The organism is Streptomyces marianii (assembly GCF_005795905.1).
GTDB classification, from domain to species: Bacteria; Actinomycetota; Actinomycetes; order Streptomycetales; family Streptomycetaceae; genus Streptomyces; species Streptomyces marianii.
On the sequence record NZ_VAWE01000001.1, the window covers coordinates 1,006,100 to 1,024,014 of the forward strand.

Below are 17,915 nucleotides of genomic sequence, written 5' to 3' on the forward strand. Positions count from 1 at the left end.
TAGTGGTCGACGGTGGGGTTTCGTCTGTAGACAGCGGCGGGGGCGCGAGCCTGCCTGGCGCGGGGCCGCGGAGGATGGCCTTGGTGCTGCTGCCGGAAGAGGGCGAGTCGCTGGCTTCGTGGGTGGACCGGATGGCCGCTGACCACATGGTTCCGCCAGGTGTGATCGGCCGGCAGCTTGGCCTGCAGGCTCGGCCCTATCTGAGGTCCAAGTTCCACCCGGTCTTCTACGGCATCGTTCCCACCCCGATGACGCTGGCCCACATCGGGCAGGCGACCGGTGTCGGAGCCGGCCGGATCGAGGCCATGCATTTGTCCCGGTACTCCGGGACGGCCCTGGACCTGAGCGGCATTGACATAACGAACGAGCGGTCAGTGAGTGTCATCGCTCGTCACGGGTGGGCCATGCTCTCCGCCTCCCGTGCCTGCCCGCCGTGCCTGGCGGAAAGCGGCGGGGTGTGGCAACTGGCCTGGCGGCTGGGCGCGGTCGCTGTCTGCCCGGTCCACCGGGTGCGTCTGGTGGAAGTCTGCCCGCGGTGCGGCATTCGGCTGCGCCAGGGGCTGAGGCGCGGGCCCCGTTACCTGTCCACACGTGACCGGACCGACCCCGTCCTGTGCGGCAACTCCCACGCGGGCACCCGCTGTCCGCAGGACATTCGCGATCTTCGGGCGGAGCCCGTCACGGCGGAGCTTGCCGCCTGGCAGAGCCGCATCCTTCACGTCGCGGAAGGAGGCGCCGCTCATATCGGCGGTGAGGCGGTCGGGGGATGGGAGTGGTTCACCGCCCTGTCCTCGCTGGCCGCGGTGATCCGTTTCGCCGCGCCGGTGTGTCCGGCCGTGGAGGCGTTGCCCGTGCCGGAGTCCGCTCGCCGGGAGCTGGCGACCGCCACGGTCAATCGTTCGGCGGGCGGCTTCGCTTCGAGGATTCGGACCATGCCCCCGACCGTCGATCTGACCCTGGCAGTACTGGCGGCCGTGGCGCCGGTCTTGTCCGCGGCCGACACCGATGCGCTGAGGTCGGCCCTGGACCCCTGGGTGAAGGCCGCCGTGGCCCGTCGCCGCGAGGACGGCCACAACCCCCTGCGGGGTGTGCCGTTGCCGGGACCGCTGGCCGGGGCGTATGAACAGGCGAGCGGGCCGATGTCCAGGGTCGCGGGAGTGACCCGTACGACCGCGCCTCGCATCGCACTGCCGTTCCACCGGATTCCGCAGCTGCTGGACGCGGAGGACTACGCCAGCCTCATCGCTCCACATCTGACCGGTGCCGCACGGGCAAGCGGCCGCCGTCTGGCCTCCATGGCAGTGGCCCGCCTGGCCGGGGCCGACACCTGGGCGGCCGCGGCCCGCGCACTGGAGATGCCCGCGGGCCGGGCGGCCCGCGTCTCGAACGTGATGGTGAGCTATATCGGCGACGCTGACGCCTTCTGGCAGGCGGTTGCCGAGGCCGCACGGCGGCTGGAGAGCCGTGAGCCGGTCGACTACGCTCGCCGCCGCCGCATCCTGGCGGGGCTGGACGAGATCCCGCACGAGGTGCTGTTCGCCGTCTGCCGACCACACAACCTCCTGGTCACCACCCGGCTCCGTCGCATCACGGCGATCTGGCTGTGGACCCACCTCACTGGCGGCCACGCCCGTGAAGCCCCCGCGTACAGGGCTGATGAGCGTGCCAGCAGGGCCTCCGTGGCCGAAAGCTGGCGCGTCTTCCGTGTCAACGCTCCCTCGTTCCTCACCGACGCCCTGATCGCGTACGGCAACGACCTCCTCGCCCAGCACTCCCATCCAGGAGACGACCTGTGAGCCCCGCGCCCGGACGCACGCGCACCCTGCGTCGTCTCCCGACGCAGACCGCGCGGCCACGGCTGACCGTCACCAGCCTCGACCCCGAGACCGAGCTGCCGGTCACCCGCACCCTGGACCAGGCGGCAGAGGTCGCGTTCGAGAGCTGCCCGCCGATCCGGCGCATCCCTCACTACATCGGGCAGAAGCACACCCCGGGCTGGTTCTGGTCCGCTACCACCGGCACCCTGCTGGGCTACGAGAGCTACCTGGAGTCGCAGTGGCTCACGCTGTACGACTTCGACCCCGTCATCACCGGGATCTCCACCCAGTCCCTCATTCTCGACGGCGTCGGAGTGGGGGAGGTGTGGGAGCACACCCCGGACATCTTCTGCCGCCGCAGCGACGGCACCGCGCTGCTGGTCGACGTCAAGAACCCGCGCCTCCTCGACCACCCCGACGTCCTCCTGCAAGCCGAGCGCACTCTCGCGGCGTGCGAGGAACTCGGCTGGGACTACCGCCTGGTCGGCGCCGTCGAGGCTCAGCGCTTCGCCAACATCTCCTGGCTCGCGGGCTACCGCCGCCCCCCGCACTCCGGAGCCGAGCTCGCCGACCGGCTGATCGCCCTCGCCCGCCGTCCGGTCGCCATCGACCTCCTGCTCAGCTTCATGGACGAGCCCGAGCTGGCCTTCCCTGTGCTGTGCCATCTGCTCTGGCATCACCGCCTGATCTGCGACCTCGACGCGCCCCTGCGGGCCTCCACCACCGTGACCGCCGCGAAGGATCCTTCATGACCACCGTCCCTCGGCCCGCTGCCGCCACCCGCCTGAAACTGGGCGACTGGATCGAGTGGGAGGAGGAACGCCACCAGGTGATCGGCTTCCTCGACGCCGCCGTACGCCTGCGCTCCCAGGGCGGCTCTTTCCAGGTCATCGTCACCTCCGAGCTCCTGGCCGACCCCACCTTCCGCACGGCGGACGCCGCCGCTGGCCCTGACGTTCCCGCGCGGGACAACGAGCTGACCCTCAGCCCGGGCGCCCTACTGGACGGCCTGCCGGACGCGGAGATCGAGCGCGTCACCGAACTGGAAGCCCATCTGCTGGAAGCCACCACCGGCTACCGGTCCCTGGCCGCGCAAGCAGAAGGCACCGCCGCCCCGCGCCCCGAGTACGACCCCGACCTCCCGCTCCGGCAGCGCATCGCGGCCAAGGCCAAGGAACTCGGCATGACCGACCGGCGACTGTGGGACGTCCTCGGCGCCTGGCGCGCCGAAGGACTGTGGGCCCTCGTCGACAAACGCAAGCACAAGCCGTCCAACCCGCTCGCCGGCGTCGACGCCAGGATCATCGAGGCAATCCTCGACCAGCACACCGCCGAGATCGACGACTCCACCGGAAGCCTCGACCGCTTCCACCGCCGCGTCCAGAACCGCCTGGACACCAAGCACGGTGCAGGCGCAGTGCAACTGCCCTCCCGGGCCACGTTCCACCGCTACACCCAGCTGCTGCTCAAGGGCCGGCACACCTTCGGCGCCTCCACCACCCGCCGCACCACCGCCCAGCAACCCGACCGGCTCTTCGGCCACCTGATCGCGCACCGTCCCGGCGAGATCGTCCTGATGGACTCCACACCGCTCGACATCCGCGCCTGGGACCCGGCCACCGACACCACCCACGGCGTCGAACTCACCGTCGCCCTCGACCTGGCCACCCGCTCGCTGCTGTCCTGGCGCATCACGCCCGAGTCCACCAACGCCCTCGACGTCGGCCTGCTGCTGATCGACGCCATGACCCCCGAGCCGATGCGGCCCGGCTGGGCCGACCGGCTCCGCTACGACATGGCCCGCATCCCGCTGCCCCGCAAACTCGACTACCACCAGCGGCTCGCCGACGGAGCCGCCCGCCCCGTGGTCTTCCCCGAAACCCTGATCATCGACCACGGCAAGCAGTTCGACTCCGACGTCGTACACCGCGCCTGCACCCGCCTCGGCATCAACCTGCAGCTGGGCCGCAAGGGCAAACCCACCGACAAACCCCACGTCGAGGCAGTCTTCGCCACGATCAACGAGCAGTTCAGCAAGCACGTCGCCGGCTACAAGGGCAACAACGTCGTCCGCCGCGGCAAGAACGTCGAACAGACCGCCCGCTGGTCGATCCCCGACCTGGAAGACTTCTTCGCCGAATACGTCGTCTCCGTCTACCAGCGCCGCCACCACGACGGCCTGGTCATGCCCGGCTTCCCCGACCTGCGGCTGTCTCCGAACGAAGCGTACGCCCTCTGCGTCGCGCGCAGCGGCTACATCGCCTGCCCCACCGACCCCACGCTCTACTACGAGCTGCTGCCCATCCACTGGCGCACGATCCAGCCCTACGGCATCGAATACCAGTACCTCACCTACGACGCGGACATCCTCTACCGCTACCGCAAGGCCACCTCCCCCTACCCCGGCGGCAAGTGGCCCATCCGCGTCGACCCCCGCAACGTCCTCCACGCCTACTTCCAGGACCCCGCCGACGGCGCCTGGCACGTACTGCGCTGGACCCACGCCGCCGATGACCAGGTGCCGTTCACCGACATCACCCTGCGCGAGGCCGTCCGCATGGTCACCGTCCGCGGCGGCGACCCGGACAACCAGGACGAGGTCGCGGCCACCCTGCGCGAACTGCAGAACCGCACCGACGCCCCCGAGTCCTGGACAACCACCGACCGCCGCAGGCGAGCCCGGAGAACGGCCAGGAGACCTCCCGCCCTGCGGCCATCCCACCGCTCAAGGCGGTCCCCGACCCCGATGAGGACGGCGACAGCGAGCCCAGCAGCCGCCGGTTCGACCTCGGCGACCTCACACCCCTTCCGGTCTGGTCACCCGGCAACGACACGCAGGAAGGCTGACCGTGATCCACCCCGGATTCTCCGAACCGCGCACCAAAGAGGAGTGGCGGGCCTACCTGGCCGCCCTCGCGCACATGCCCGGCCGCCCCGAACTACCCGCCTGGACCGCGTACCAGGCGATGAACGACGCCGAGCGCGCCGCCTTCAACGAGGCCAGAGACGACTACCACTCGGCCTTCGTCATCCTGCGCACCCCGCCTATGGACCGCATCCACCAGCAGATCACCAAGAAACTCAAGCTCAACAAGGACGCCCCGGCCGGAGCCCGCCCCGGCATCGTCATCGACGGCCCGCCCACCGTCGGAAAATCCACCCTCGTCAAGACCTTCGCAGCCGACTTCGAGACCGGGCTGCGCCGAAAGCACCCTGAACGCTTCGTCCGGGCCGGCGACGACTACGTCCCCGTCGTCTACATCAGCGTCCCGGCCGGAGCCACCCCCAAAATGCTCTCCGCTGCCATCGCCCAGTACATGAACCTCGAACTGCCCCGCGGCGCAACCAGCACCGACATCACCGGACTGGTCCTCGAGGCACTGCGCAGGTGCGGCACGCAGCTCGTCATCATCGACGACATCCACTTCCTCGACGTCTCCGTCAAGGACGGCCGCCTGGCCAACGACCACCTGAAGCACCTCGCCAACTTCTGCGCAGCCACTTTCGTCTACACCGGCGTCGAAGTCCTCAGCTCCGGCCTCTTCCTCGAAGGTGGACACAAGGAACGCGCCACGCAGACCGCCGGCCGCTTCACCCACTTCGAACTGCGCCGATTCGGCATCGACAGCCTCGCTGCCGCCCGCGAATGGGCCACCGTCGTCACGTCCATGGAGGAGGCGCTCGCCCTGTTCAAACACAAGCCCGGCACACTCGACTGGGAATACCTCCACGACCGCACGGGCGGCAGCATCAACAGCCTCTCGATCCTCATCAGGGAGGCCGCCCTCGACGCGGTGGCCACCGGCAGCGAACGCATCACCAAGAAGATCATGAACGAGATCGTGCTGCCCCGCGCGAGCGAAGAGTCCTACCGCAACAAGCGAAGACGCCGCCGCAACCCGCTCACCGACCAGGCGAGACAGAAGCCAGTTGACGCCGGAGCCGCTTCAGAACCGCGACGAGCGCGAAGCCCCTGGCCGGTTCCAGGCCCTGGCGAAACAAGCGCCATAGCAAGGAGGGCGAGTCCTCGCGTGGGGCGGGCATAATAGATGCCGGACGCGGTGGGAGGCCCGGGGCAGGGGTTCCCTCCCGTGCTGCGAGGAACCTCAATCCTGGGGCTCCGAGCATGCTTGGTTAATAGCGCACGAGCGGCTCTGACTCAAGACCACAGCGGTGTGCACGTTCCGGTCAGCGCGGCTGTCACCCGCCAGCAGGCTCCTCAGGCATCCTGGGGTGAGGTTGCTGCAGCCGTTTCTGGCGTCAGCTTCCTCCGCCACGTCGCGACGCTGCCCAGGAAGATTACGAGCTGGCCCACTGCGGCGCCCCAGAACAGGAAGCGTGGGCCCTGGGAGGCGATCAGGGCACCGCCGATGGCCAGTCCCAGAGGTTCCACGCCGAACGACAGGGTGCGGAAGGCGCTGTTGACGCGGCCCTGAAGCTGGTCCGGCGTAGCCGACAGCCGGTAGGTCACCAGGGAAACCGCGAAGATCGGCCACAGTAGGTTCGTGATCAGGACGCCAGCAGCGAGGAAGATGATCGACGGCGCGGCGGCCATCATGGCCGCCGCGACGGCCCACAGTGCGACGGAGCCGAGCGCCAGGGTGCGCAGGCTGATGCGCTCACGCAGCCATGACGCGGCGAAGGCGCTGCCCACCGTGCCGAGACCGACCACGGCAAGGATGAGGCCGATCAGCCCGGCGTTGATGTCGAGATCCTCGGTGGCTAGGACGATGGTGGCCAGATTGAGCGGCGCCTGAAGAAAGTTGATTAGGGTGACCATCACCATGAGCAGGCGCAGCAGGCGCTGCCGCCAGAGAAACGACATCCCTTCCTTGAGATCGGCCATCACTGAGCGCTGTTCGTCGACCGGCCGGTCCTCCTGGAACGACTTGCGTACGAACAGAAGCGACGCCCCCGAGAGCAGGTAGGTGACGGCGTCGACGGCGTAGCTGTAGACGGCGCCGAGCGTGGAGTTCCTCGCCAGGCCGATGAAAGCACCGGAGAGGGCGGATCCGCCGACGCCGGCTGCGGAGTCGGCCACCTCGTTGAGGGCGTTGGCAGAGGCCAACTGCTCCTCGGGGACCAGCTTCGACAGGGCGGACAGGTGGGAGACGGCTGAGAAGACGTGTCCGACGCCCTCCAGAAATGCGACCGCGGCCAGGTGCGCAATTGTCAGGCTGTCGAAGGCGTAGGCAACGGGGATCGTCGCCAGCGCGGCGAAACGGCCCAGGTCGGCGACGATCATGACGCGGCGGCGGTCCCAGCGGTCGATGAACACGCCGGCCAGGAGGTTCAGCAGCAGGTAGGGGGCGAGCCGGGCGGCTCCTACGAGGCCAGCCATGGTAGGGGAGCCGGAGAGGCCAAGCGCGAGGATCGGCACAGCCAGGTTGGACAGCGCCGTGCCTACCGATGAGACAGTGAACCCGCCCCAGACGATCATGAAGTCGCGGTTCGTCAGCAGCCCGCGCCAACGGCGCTTGGGCGTCGCGGTTGACGCCGGCTCCGTTACCGACGTGGTGTCCTCTGTTGCCATGGTTACGTCCGTCCGTTCCTCGTTCTTCTGTCGCAGCGCGCCCCGGCACGCCCCCACGCGTCAGGCATGATTCGTCAGGAAGCTGCGCAATGCCTCGATCTGAGCCTCGAAAACTGGTCGGTCGCTGGCACAGGTGATCCGCAGCCAGTGGGCACTAGCGGGACTCCTGGCTGCGGCCAGCTCCGTGTCAGCGGTGAAGCAGGCCAAGGGGAAACAGGAGACACGACTCTCGTCGTAGAGGCCCTGTCCGAAGGTGAGGGGGTCGGCGTCCGGGCCAGGTATGCAGGCGAGGTAGTTGAAGCCGGCGTGGAGCGGTGTCGCGGCGAGCTGCCACGGTGAGAGCGTCTCCTGGGCGAGCCGCCTGTTGTCGGCGATGGTCTGGTACATGTCTCGCAGCTCCAACCGGTACTCCTCGACCTCTGAGGCGTCGCTTACGGCCAGTAGCTCGCGGGAGGCGTCATTGAGGCCCTTGAAACGCTGCCATAGGGTTTCCGAGACGCCTCCTGCCCCGAGCTGCTCTCGCCGCAGGTGCGCGGAGTAGGCGAGGTCGCGGGCGATACCCGAAACGGCGACGAGGGGCGGACATCCGCCGAAGCGCTGGTTCTCGATGAAGTCGACGAACTCCATGGAGCCCATGGCGTAGCCGAAGCGTAGGCCGCTGACCGCCCGTCGTTTCGCCAGCCCGTCGACCACCAGAGTCCGGTCCCAGTAGTCGTGCCGGTCCAGTGCCGCACCGTAGTTGAGCACCTGGATGTCCGGGTGGGCCGCGAAATCGGCACTGACCTTGTCGAGTACGAGGTGTGCACTTCGCTGCTTGAGGATGCCGACGATTTCTTCGAATTCCGCATCCGAATGCTGCTCACCGGAGGGGTTGTTGGGCTCGGTGAGGAACAGCACGGTGGCGCCGGAGGCGTCGAGTGCCGCGTCAATCTCCGCCGGATTCGGCAAGAAGACTCCTTCCCGGTCCGTGAACACCTCGCGGAACGTCAGACCTGCCGAGAGTATGGTCTGGTGGACGATGGAGTACTGGGGTCCTGCAACCAGCACCTTTTCCGCTCCGCGGGCCCGGTGGAGAAAGTCGAAGGCGAGCCGTACGCCTTCGGCCGCGCCGACGGTCAGCGCGGTGTCGACGGGCGCGTCTAGGGGGCTTCCTTTGAGGCTCTCCTCGTAGGCCAGGGCGCCGCTGCGGAGGATGGACTCGCCAAGGGGACCGCAGTAGCAGTTGATGTACTTCCAGTCGCGCGCGTCCTCGGCGATGCTGCGAAGGATCACCGATGGCGGGCGCAGAAAGTTCACACCGGACGAGATCATGTGGACGGTGCCGCCCTGATAGCTGGAGTAGTCCACCGTGTTGTGGTGGATCTCGAGCTGGTGGATCAGCGAATCGTTCCACGAGATCTCGGCGACCTCCTGTCCGACCCGGGCAGATACGGACGGCGGGTGGTTCGTGACCATGCTTGTCGAAGCCTCTATCCCGTGTGTGTACCGGTCAAGAACGAGGGGGCCGGGCCTGCTCCAGCATCAGCACGAGGGCAGGGGCCCGACCTTGTCGCGTCAGCGTGCGACTAGGTCAGCGACGGCAGCGGCCATCGCGGGGGCGAAGCGGTAGCCCGAGCCACTAGAGGCGCCGGCGAAGACGAGCCGTTCCGCCGAGTCAAGGGCCTGAACCAGCGGCGCGCCGTCCGGGCTGTATGCGTCACAGAAGACCCGGCCAGCCGTCGCGGCTGCCTGTAGGCGCGGTGCGTACCGGTGGAGCAGCTCGCGGGCCTCGGCCACGTTTCGGCTCGACAGACTGGCGGAAACCGTGTCGGGGCTGACGTCCCACTCCTGGCAGGTGTAGCTGAACAGCCAGAACCCGCGCTGCACCATGGGAAGGAGGAAGGCGTCCTCATCGTCGAAGACGAGTACAGGGTCTTCTTCGGTGGGCCGCTGGTCGATGTGGAGCGCGACGATCTTCTTCACCCGCGCGCCGAGCGGGGCCACCAGCTCCCTCCACGGGCCCATGTGCAACCAGGGGCCTGGTGCGAGGACCACACGGTCGGCACGGACCGTCCCGCCTGTACTGAGCCGTAGCGTGTAGCTGTCGCCGTTGGATGACAGGCCAACGACCGCTACGCCCTCCCGGAGTTCGACGCGGTCGCGCAGCTGTCCTGCGAGGAGGCGGGTGAGCGCCGGGACGTCGGCGTAGTGGCAGCCGGTGCCGTGCCATACGGCGGAGTCCGCCGGAACGTTCACGAGAGGATGGGTGCCGTCGCTTCTGACGAGACAGGCGTGATCCAGGTACTTCTCCGACAACGCCGTGGCGCGGGCTTCGCGGGCGACGACCGACACATCGACAGGGAAGATGGGCAAGGACGGGTGATCCATGAGCAGCCGCGCGTAGTACTCATGGCTGTATGCGGCGAAGGCACGGGCGCGCGGTGTGGCGCCGCGGGGAAAATGGAGCCCCGCGGAGCGTCGGCTGGCACCGCCGGCCAGATCGCCAGCCTCGACCACCATGATCGACTGGGTGGGAGTGCGAGCGGCCAATTCACGGGCCGTCAGGATTCCGGTAATTCCGGCCCCGACAACAGCCACGTCCACGTGCTTCATGAGCGGGTAGCGGTGCCGATCCCCGTTCTAGGGTCTCTTCTTCTCGTCGTACTTGAAGTGTGCGTAACGGAGCCGCGCCTACCATTTTTTGGATGGGTTGCGAACTTCACTGATACCCCCGTGGTTTTCGGGCCTGCGAGACTGATCCGATTCGGACCTGATCCAGGCCTCTCCTTGCTCTTGCGGGATCGCCGTGAATGACTCTTGATGTTGATCCAAATGATTCAACTACATGAAATCTGACGTGTCAACGGAGATCGTCTAGGGACGCCGGTTGGCCAGATTGACGCCCTCATGGACGGGTAAACCTGCATGAAACCGGTCATACAGTGTGGCGCAAAGCGGGGGTTGACAGTGACTGGCCGTGACGTAGGGTTTAGTCGTCCGGACCTTCGCGATGCGGTAAATCCCGCTCCGGATATCGATGACTACCCGAGCAGTGTGACCATGTCGGGCCTCATTCGCTGCGACTCTCACTCTCGGGTCCGCATATTTGCCGGCATCGGTTGACAGGGTGCTTCTGGCACCCGTGCCTGGATGCGTTCAAGATTTTCGATCGGCAATCGTCTATGTATCCGCCACCCTATGAGATCCAGACCTGACCGCTCTGGATGGGCATGCGGTACGGCGCTTGCGAGGGAGGAAGGTGCAGTGCGCGGAACGCTGATCAATCCGACCATCAGTGACCGAAGCGTCGACTGGATGGTGTGCGACTGGGACCTGGCGGAACTCGACCAGAAACTCGTCTGGCAGGCCGGCCTGGCGGCCGCCCGGGTACGGGCCTCGGGCGAATCCACCGATGCTCTCAAGCTGCTCGTCAACGGCTCGTTCGTCGCGGACCCGGCCGCTTGGCCGGGCGGGACCGGTGCCACGGAGACCCCCTGGGAGTGGCTCGACCGTGCCGTACGGTCTGTGGAGGGCAAGGCGGACGCCGTCCTCTACTACGCGCGCGGTCTGCAGGAGTACCACCGCGGGCTCTTCGAGGTACTCGTCGGCGGGCTCGCGCCCCTGCTCACCGCTGTGGGCCTGCCACGCGGATACATCGAGTCGGAACTGTTCCTCGGTCGCTACTCGGCCACGCCCGGCGGAATCCACCGCGAAGGGTGCACCAACCTGCACATGGTGCTTCAGGGCAAGAAGGTGATGCACCTCTGGAACACCAGCGACTTCATCCCCGAGGGCACCAGCGTGCGAGCCGACACCGACCCGCTGGGCAACGTCGAGGAGGAGTATCTGCCCGATCTCGACGTGGCCGATGTCGAGCACCTGACCACGACCACCCTCCGCCCGGGCGCCGGGCAGGCCATGTTCTGGCGCAGCGGCATCTGGCACGTCGGCGACACCCCAGAGCCCTCGCTCTCCTTCAACGTCGCCATGTACACCGGCAGTTTCAACAACCCCAGGCCGTGGACCGCTGTCCCCGTCGGAACGGACGGACAGCTGCGCCGCGAGTGGTTGGCCGAGTACCGCGAGTTCGCAGGCCTCGCCGAGACCGACGCCGAGGCGCTGGCCCTCGCATCGGCGATCGGCATGCGCGGCATCGCCCCGCAGGACCCGGAGCCGCAGGAGACCCCGGCGGCGATCCGTCGCCTGACGCCCGCCCCGCTGCTGTGGACACACGACGATGGCGCCCTGCTGATCGCCACCCACGGAGCGGTGCGCCGGTTTCCCGCCGAAACCCTCGACTGGCTCGTCGGCTTGGTCGGCTGCTCCGTGGACGAGGTCAGGGAGGTACCCACCGAAGCCGGGGACCTGGCCCGCTGGCTCACTTGGCAGTCGTTCGCCGACGCGGTCTGACATCGCGACGCTCGATGCCCCGGCTGGGCCTGCCGGCACCTGGCCGACCCGAGCCCACCATTCAGGACGGAAAGGACTTGGCGTGACGACCTCGGAAGAGGATTGGAACGAGCAGGACTCACAGGACTTCATCAGCTACGGGGAGTACTTCGTACCCGAGCGCGCGGCGCAGGCGGACGTCATTGCCTCGGTGATCCCCGCTCCTCCGGCTGGCGCCCGGATCCTGGACCTGTGCTGCGGCCAGGGCCGACTCAGCGCCGCGCTGCTGGAAGCATTCCCCGAGGCGCAGGTGGTCGGCCTCGACATCAGCACCACCATGCTGGACACCGCGGGCCGCGAGCTCGCCCGGTACGGCGGCCGCTTCCACACCGAGCGGTTCGACCTGGCCGCCGACGACTGGCGCAAGCGGGACGAAGCCCCCTGGGCCGTGGTGTCCTCCCTCGCCGTCCACCACCTGGACGGCGCAGGCAAGCAGCAGCTGTTCGCCGACGTGTACGCCATGCTCCGTCCCGGCGGCGCCTTCGTCCTCGCCGACCTTGTGGAGGCGACCGGCCCGCTCGGGCACGAGCTGGCCCGCCGGATGTGGGACGACGCGGTGCGTGAGCAGAGCGCAGCGGCTGGCGTCGACGATGCGTACGAGAAGTTCCACGAGCTGGAGTGGAGCCACTATCAGTACCCGGACCCCCTCGACCGGCCGTCGCCGCTGGGCGACCAGCTGAACTGGCTGCGGGAGGCCGGATTTACCCAGGTCGACGCCTACTGGATGAAGGCCGGCCACGCCGTCTTCGGCGGCATCAAGCAGGAAGGACCCACCGCATGACCACGCGCGAACACCCGCGGCTGATCTTCGGCAACTTCGTCAACGAGCTGATGGTCGCCACTCCCACGGCGCGGCACGCCAAGGCCCTGGTAGCGGTCTCCCCGCGCAAGATCTGGCTTACGCAGCCGGGCGACGTGGTGGTGCTTCCAACTGCCGCCTCCGAGCCCCTCTGGGAGTACGCCTGCGGATTGCTCGGGTTCGCCCGCGCGGAGGTCACATGCGTGGCCGCCCCGTCCGAGGACCTGATCACCCTCACCGACGCCGTCCGCAAGGCCGGCCTCACCGAGCGCCTGCGCACCCTGGCCGAGGCCATCCCCGGCCTGCGGTTCCAGCCCTTCGCCCTGGACCGCCCCGCGCTCGACATGGCGGCCGAACTCGGCCTTCCCGTCGACGGATACGACGACGGCAAGCCCTCCGAGACGGCCCTCGAAGCCGTGTACCGGATCAACACCAAGCCCGGGTTCCGCGACGTCGCGGCCCAGCTCGGCATCCAGGTCGCGGCGGGTCGTGTGGCCGCCGACCGGGACGAACTCGTCACGGCCGCCCGCGAGACCGTCACCTCCTACGGCGGAGCCGTGGTCAAGCCGGTCCGTGGGTCCAACGGCTACGGCGTACGGTTCCTGTCCACCGAGGACCTGCCGGGCCTGGAGGCCCTGGTCGACTCGTACCTCTCCGAGGTGTCCGACCAGCCCCGCGGCTGGGTCGTCGAACAGCGCCTGGACCTCGCCCGTGTGGTGACCGTGGAGATGGAGGTCACCGAGGCAGGCCCGCAGGTCCTGCATGTGGGGGAGATGCGTACCCCCAACGGCAGCTTCAGCGGGCAGGTCACCCCACTGGAGGAGAATTCGCCCGCTGTAGACCAGCTGACCGCCGATGGACTCGCACTTGGACGCCACCTGGACCAGCTCGGCTACCGGGGTCCCTTCGACATCGACGGCGGCATCACCGGCGACGGTCAGCTGTACGCCACCGAAAGCAACCTGCGCCGCACCGGTGCGACCTACCTCGACCTGCTGGTGCGGCGGTTCCTCGGAACCGAGGACGCCGCCCGCGCAGTCTGGCTCGCGGACTCCCGCCCCGGCGATGTCACGCCCGACTTCGCCACCGGCCTCGCCCTGGTCCGTGAAGCCGGCCTGGCGTTCGAGCCGGGAGCGACGGAGGGCGTGGTGCTCACCGCCGACACGCTCGCCTTCGACGGCAAGTGGCGCTACCTCGTCATGGGCACCAGCCACCGGCGGGTCGAGGAGATCGAGAAGCGCCTGGCCGACGTTCTTCGGCTCGCGTGACCCGGTGTTGACCTCCGGAATCGACATCCGGCCCAGTACGACGGACAACGTGGGCCTGTTCGCCACCGAGCTGATCCCGGCCGGCACCGTCGTCTGGCTGCCCTGCGCCAAGTGCCCCACCTGGTCCGCCGACGAGCTGGGCGCCGTACCGGCAGAACGCTTTGGCCTCCTCGACAAGTACGGCCACCTCCTGGAGAACGGAAGTCTCCTGCTCCCCTGCATGGGCGCGTTCCTGATGAACCACTCCTGCGCGGCCAACGTTCTGGACACCAGCCTCGACTTCGGCGTGGCGGTCCGCGACATCGCTCCCGGCGAAGAGGTCACCTGCGACTACGCCACGTTCACCGCGGACATCGGCTGGTCCATGGAATGCAACTGCCGCACCCCGGAGTGCCGCGGCACCATCACCACCGAGCAGGGTCACGACCCGGCGCTGCGCGCACGGCTGACGGACCAGATCGACCGGATCCTGCCGCGCGTCGCCGCGGTGGAGCAGCCGCTGCACGACGTGCTCTCCGCTGTCAGCCCCGCCTACGCACGCCTGCGCCAGGGCGCCGGCAGCGTGGCGGCGGCCGGCACCGGAACCACGGTCTGCGCACCGTCCTTCATGCCCCGCTGAAGACCCCCTCGAAGACCGGCGGAGCTGCCCTCCAGGCAGCGCCGTGGGACACGCCACCACCCCACGCGACGAAACGCGTCCGACATCCGGCCGCCGCACCCACCCGATGGACCGAAAGGACCGCCCGTGACGGGGAACATGCTGGTCACCGCCACTCCACCGACCCCCAACGGGGAGCTCCACCTGGGACACTTGTCTGGCCCCTACCTCGCCGCGGACGTCTTCGCCCGTCATCAGCGTCGGTCGGGCACGACCGTGGCCCACCTCTCCGGCATCGACGATCACCAGAGCTATACCGAGGCACGCGCCGTCCGCGAAGGCGCCACCGCCGCGCACGTGGCCGATTACTACGGCGAGCGCATCGTACGGGCGTGGGCCGACAGCGGAATCCGGCTCGACGTCGTGGGTCGCCCGCGCGCCCTTCCGCTGCACAGCGAGCTGACGCGGCGGATCTTCGCCGAGCTGTACGAGCGCGGCGACATCGTCGCGCGCACCCGCCCGCTGCCGTACTGCGTGCCCTGCGACCGATGGGCGTACGAGGCGTACGTGTCGGGCGGCTGCCCGCACTGCGGCAGCCAGTCCGGCGGAAATTCCTGCGAGTCGTGCGGCCGGTCGAACGACTGCGCCGACCTGGTCGAACCCCGCTGCACGATCTGCGGGACGGAGTGCGAGACCCGCTCCTGCGAGCGCCTGTACATGCCCCTCGAACGGCACCGGAAGGCCCTGGAGGAGTTCTGGGGTGACACCGCCATGAACGGCCACCTCACCGCCCTGTGCCGGTCCCTCTTGGACGACGGACTGCCCGAGATAGCCGTCACCCACCCTGCGGACTGGGGCATCGAGGCCCCGGTCGAAGACTTCACCGACCAGCGGATCTACGTCTGGTTCGAGATGGCGGCCGGTTACCTGGCCAGCGCCGCCGAACTTGGGGGCTGGCAGGCGTGGTGGACGGGCGACACGCAGGTGGTGCAGTTCTTCGGCTATGACAACGGCTTCTTCCACGCCGTGCTGTTTCCCGCGATCTTCTCGGCGTGGGACGCGGCGATCACCCTGCCCAAGGCGCTGGTTTCCAACGAGTTCTACCGCCTCGACGGTTCGAAGTTCTCGACCAGCCGGCAGCACGCGATCTGGCTCCTGGACGCCCTGGACCAGACACCCGCCGACCACCTGCGGCTTTTCCTGTGCTGGGACCGGCCCGCCGCCGCCCAGAGCAGCTTCACCCAGGAGACGTTCGACTCCTTCCTTCACGGCGACCTTCTGCCGCGCTGGCACGGCTGGCTGAAAGACCTGGCCCACCGGGCCCGGACCACAGGCACCGCCGCGGCGGACCTCGAGCCGGAGCCGGCCGCGGCGGAACGTCTGCGTGCCCGCACCCGGCGACTGCTGGAACTGGTCGGCGAGGCGTACTCGCTGCCGGATTTCGCGCCGCGCTCCGCGATCGCGCTGCTCGACCTGCTGATCCGCGAGGCCGCGGAGGCAGGCCAGGACAGTGACCACCTCGCCGACGTGCCCGGGCTCGCCGATACCCATACCCGGTGTGTTGCGGCTCAGCTCTCGGCAGCCGCGGCCCTGGCCATGGGGCTCTACCCGATTGCGCCGGCCATGGCACAGCAGCTGTGGGCCGCCCTGCAACTGCCGGGCGACGTCGCCGACGTGCCGTGGGACCGGGCCCTCGAGGGTATCGAGGTGGCCGCCGGGACCGGTGACCTGAGCACCGCTTGTGCTCTCTTCGCACCGCGCTGACGGTGCTCACGACGTACGAACGACAGGGGGCCGCATGGAAGACGTGGAACAGTACGACCTCGTGGGGATCGGGACCGGTCCCACGAACCTGAGCCTGGCCGCGCTGGCCGAGCCGGTACCGAACTTCTCCGCCCGGTTCCTCGACGCCCGACCGGAGTTCCGCTGGCATCCGGGGATGATGGTGCCGGACGCCGGACTTCAGGTGTCCTACCTCAAGGACCTGGTGACGACCGTCGATCCGACCAGTCGGTTCTCCTTCCTCAACTACCTCGCCGAGAACGGGCGCCTCTTCCGATCGCTGATCGCCAACCGCGACCGCTGCACACGGCAAGAGTTCGAGCAGTATTACCGCTGGGTCGCCCGCCAGCTACCCAGCCTGCGGTGGAACCGGCCGGTAGACGAGGTCCGCCTGCGCCGGAACCGGCTCGAAGCGGTGTCCGGCCGCACCCGGTACTCCACCGGCTCGCTGGTCCTGGGCACCGGGCGCACCCCTGCACTGCCCGGCTTCGCCGAACCGTTGCAGGGACCCACCGTGCTCCACAGCGCCGACCTCCTCCACTTGGCTCCGAAGGTGCGGGGCAAGGATGTCCTTGTCGTCGGAGGTGGCCAGAGCGGCGCGGAGGTCGTGAACTACTTCCTCGGGCCGGACAGGGCACTGCCCGGACGGCTCACTTGGATCTCCAGCCGGGTCGGGTTCCAGCCCCTGGACGACTCGCCGTTCACCAACGAGTGGTTTGCACCGGACTACGTGGACCACTTCCACCGGCTGCCCGCCGAGCGCCGGGCGGAGCTGCTGCGCCATCAGCGGCTTGCCAGTGACGGCATCACCGAGTCCCTCCTCGAAGGCATTTACCAGCGCCTCTACCAGCTGGATTTCCTGGCCGGCGCTCCCTTGCAGCACCAGCTGCTGACCGGCCGACGGGTTGTCGGGTTGGAGCGCGACGGAGACCGGCTCGTGGCGGCCGTGCACAACCAGGACCTGGACCGCGAGGAGGTCCACGCCGCCGATGTGGTCGTCTTCTGCACGGGCTACCGCAGCGCCCTGCCCGCCTGCATGGACCCCCTCGCGGACCGCCTGCTCAACGCGCGCGGCGAGCTGGAGGTCAACCGGGACTACTCGCTGGAGTGGGACGGCCCGACCGGCGTGCGCATCTACGTTCAGAACATGTCCGAGCCCACCCACGGTGTGGCCGACCCGAACCTCAGTCTCGCCGCATGGCGTAGCGCCCAGATCCTCAACGCGATCACGGGTCGCAAGGTGTACCGCACCGACCACGAGACGTCCGCCACCGCCTGGTCCAGCGGCTTCCCGCCACCCGGTGCCCCACCGTCCGAACCGTTGCCGACCGTGAGGAGCATCTGATGTCCGGCCCCGTGAAGGTAGCCTTCGGCCCCGCCGAGAGCACGCCCGGGATGCTCGTGGAGTACATGGCGCTCGGCCCGGGCGGGTCGGAGGCGCTCCCGCCGTTCCAGGGCTCCCGGTTCCGTGTTCCGCCGGGTGAGACAAGCGAGCCGGACGAGCACGCCGTCGCCGAAATCTGGCTGGTCCGGTCTGGTAGGGGGACGGTCCTGTCCGCGGGCAGCCGCACCGACATCCGCCCCGGGGACGCCCTCTACTACCCGCCCTGGGTTCCGCACCAAGTCACCAGCACCGGCGATGAACCGCTTGAGGTCTTCAGCCTGTGGTGGACCCCGCAGCCACAGTGAC

13 protein-coding genes are annotated in these 17,915 nt (G+C 68.6%); 10 read left to right on the forward strand and 3 right to left on the reverse strand.

From position 1 onward, the window contains the following. The first annotated feature begins 83 nt into the window (after nucleotides 1–83). From FEF34_RS04655 to FEF34_RS04670, 3 genes are all read left to right on the forward strand, one after another. Nucleotides 84–1,796 carry a TniQ family protein gene (locus FEF34_RS04655; RefSeq protein WP_171052817.1) on the forward strand — a complete coding sequence of 571 codons (1,713 nt, stop codon included), beginning with the start codon at nucleotides 84–86 and terminating at the stop codon, nucleotides 1,794–1,796. Continuing rightward, nucleotides 1,793–2,569, forward strand: coding sequence for a TnsA-like heteromeric transposase endonuclease subunit (locus FEF34_RS04660; RefSeq protein WP_234042274.1), 777 nt, complete (start codon nucleotides 1,793–1,795; stop codon nucleotides 2,567–2,569). The genes FEF34_RS04655 and FEF34_RS04660 overlap by 4 nt, the downstream gene beginning before the upstream one ends. Nucleotides 2,570–4,864: 2,295 nt before the next feature. Next, nucleotides 4,865–5,863 (forward strand): TniB family NTP-binding protein, encoded by a 999-nt coding sequence (locus FEF34_RS04670; protein WP_234042275.1) that lies wholly within the window; start codon nucleotides 4,865–4,867, stop codon nucleotides 5,861–5,863. 173 nt (nucleotides 5,864–6,036) lie between these two features. Here the strand turns inward: FEF34_RS04670 and FEF34_RS04675 are convergent, their stop codons facing one another. The 3 genes from FEF34_RS04675 to FEF34_RS04685 form a co-directional block, all read right to left on the reverse strand. Beyond that, entirely contained in the window at nucleotides 6,037–7,350 is a 1,314-nt protein-coding gene (locus FEF34_RS04675; protein ID WP_138051985.1) for an MFS transporter, read from the reverse strand. Between the two features lie 60 nt (nucleotides 7,351–7,410). After that, complete coding sequence (locus tag FEF34_RS04680) at nucleotides 7,411–8,805, reverse strand: pyridoxal phosphate-dependent aminotransferase (protein WP_138051986.1); 1,395 nt, start codon at nucleotides 8,803–8,805, stop codon at nucleotides 7,411–7,413. A 99-nt stretch (nucleotides 8,806–8,904) separates the two neighbouring features. Then, nucleotides 8,905–9,927 (reverse strand): NAD(P)/FAD-dependent oxidoreductase, encoded by a 1,023-nt coding sequence (locus FEF34_RS04685; RefSeq protein WP_234042276.1) that lies wholly within the window; start codon nucleotides 9,925–9,927, stop codon nucleotides 8,905–8,907. 666 nt (nucleotides 9,928–10,593) lie between these two features. Here FEF34_RS04685 and FEF34_RS04690 point away from each other — a divergent pair. From FEF34_RS04690 to FEF34_RS04715, 7 genes are all read left to right on the forward strand, one after another. Then, the gene (locus FEF34_RS04690; protein WP_138051988.1) at nucleotides 10,594–11,739 is read left to right on the forward strand and encodes a hypothetical protein; all 1,146 of its coding nucleotides are present in this window, start codon (nucleotides 10,594–10,596) and stop codon (nucleotides 11,737–11,739) included. An 82-nt stretch (nucleotides 11,740–11,821) separates the two neighbouring features. Next, nucleotides 11,822–12,559, forward strand: a complete 738-nt coding sequence (locus tag FEF34_RS04695) for a class I SAM-dependent methyltransferase (protein WP_171052818.1) — start codon at nucleotides 11,822–11,824, stop codon at nucleotides 12,557–12,559. After that, complete coding sequence (locus FEF34_RS41020; RefSeq protein ID WP_171052819.1) at nucleotides 12,556–13,845, forward strand: preATP grasp domain-containing protein; 1,290 nt, start codon at nucleotides 12,556–12,558, stop codon at nucleotides 13,843–13,845. Before FEF34_RS04695 ends, FEF34_RS41020 begins: the two co-directional genes overlap by 4 nt. Before the next feature lie 4 nt (nucleotides 13,846–13,849). Further along, nucleotides 13,850–14,464: an SET domain-containing protein gene (locus tag FEF34_RS41025; RefSeq protein ID WP_171052820.1), complete on the forward strand. Its 615-nt coding sequence runs from the start codon at nucleotides 13,850–13,852 to the stop codon at nucleotides 14,462–14,464. A 126-nt stretch (nucleotides 14,465–14,590) separates the two neighbouring features. Continuing rightward, the gene (locus FEF34_RS04705) at nucleotides 14,591–16,207 is read left to right on the forward strand and encodes a class I tRNA ligase family protein (protein ID WP_138051991.1); all 1,617 of its coding nucleotides are present in this window, start codon (nucleotides 14,591–14,593) and stop codon (nucleotides 16,205–16,207) included. Between the two features lie 34 nt (nucleotides 16,208–16,241). Then, entirely contained in the window at nucleotides 16,242–17,570 is a 1,329-nt protein-coding gene (locus FEF34_RS04710) for a lysine N(6)-hydroxylase/L-ornithine N(5)-oxygenase family protein (RefSeq protein WP_138051992.1), read from the forward strand. Beyond that, nucleotides 17,570–17,914: a cupin domain-containing protein gene (locus tag FEF34_RS04715; RefSeq protein WP_138051993.1), complete on the forward strand. Its 345-nt coding sequence runs from the start codon at nucleotides 17,570–17,572 to the stop codon at nucleotides 17,912–17,914. The genes FEF34_RS04710 and FEF34_RS04715 overlap by 1 nt, the downstream gene beginning before the upstream one ends. Nucleotide 17,915 lies beyond the last annotated feature (1 nt).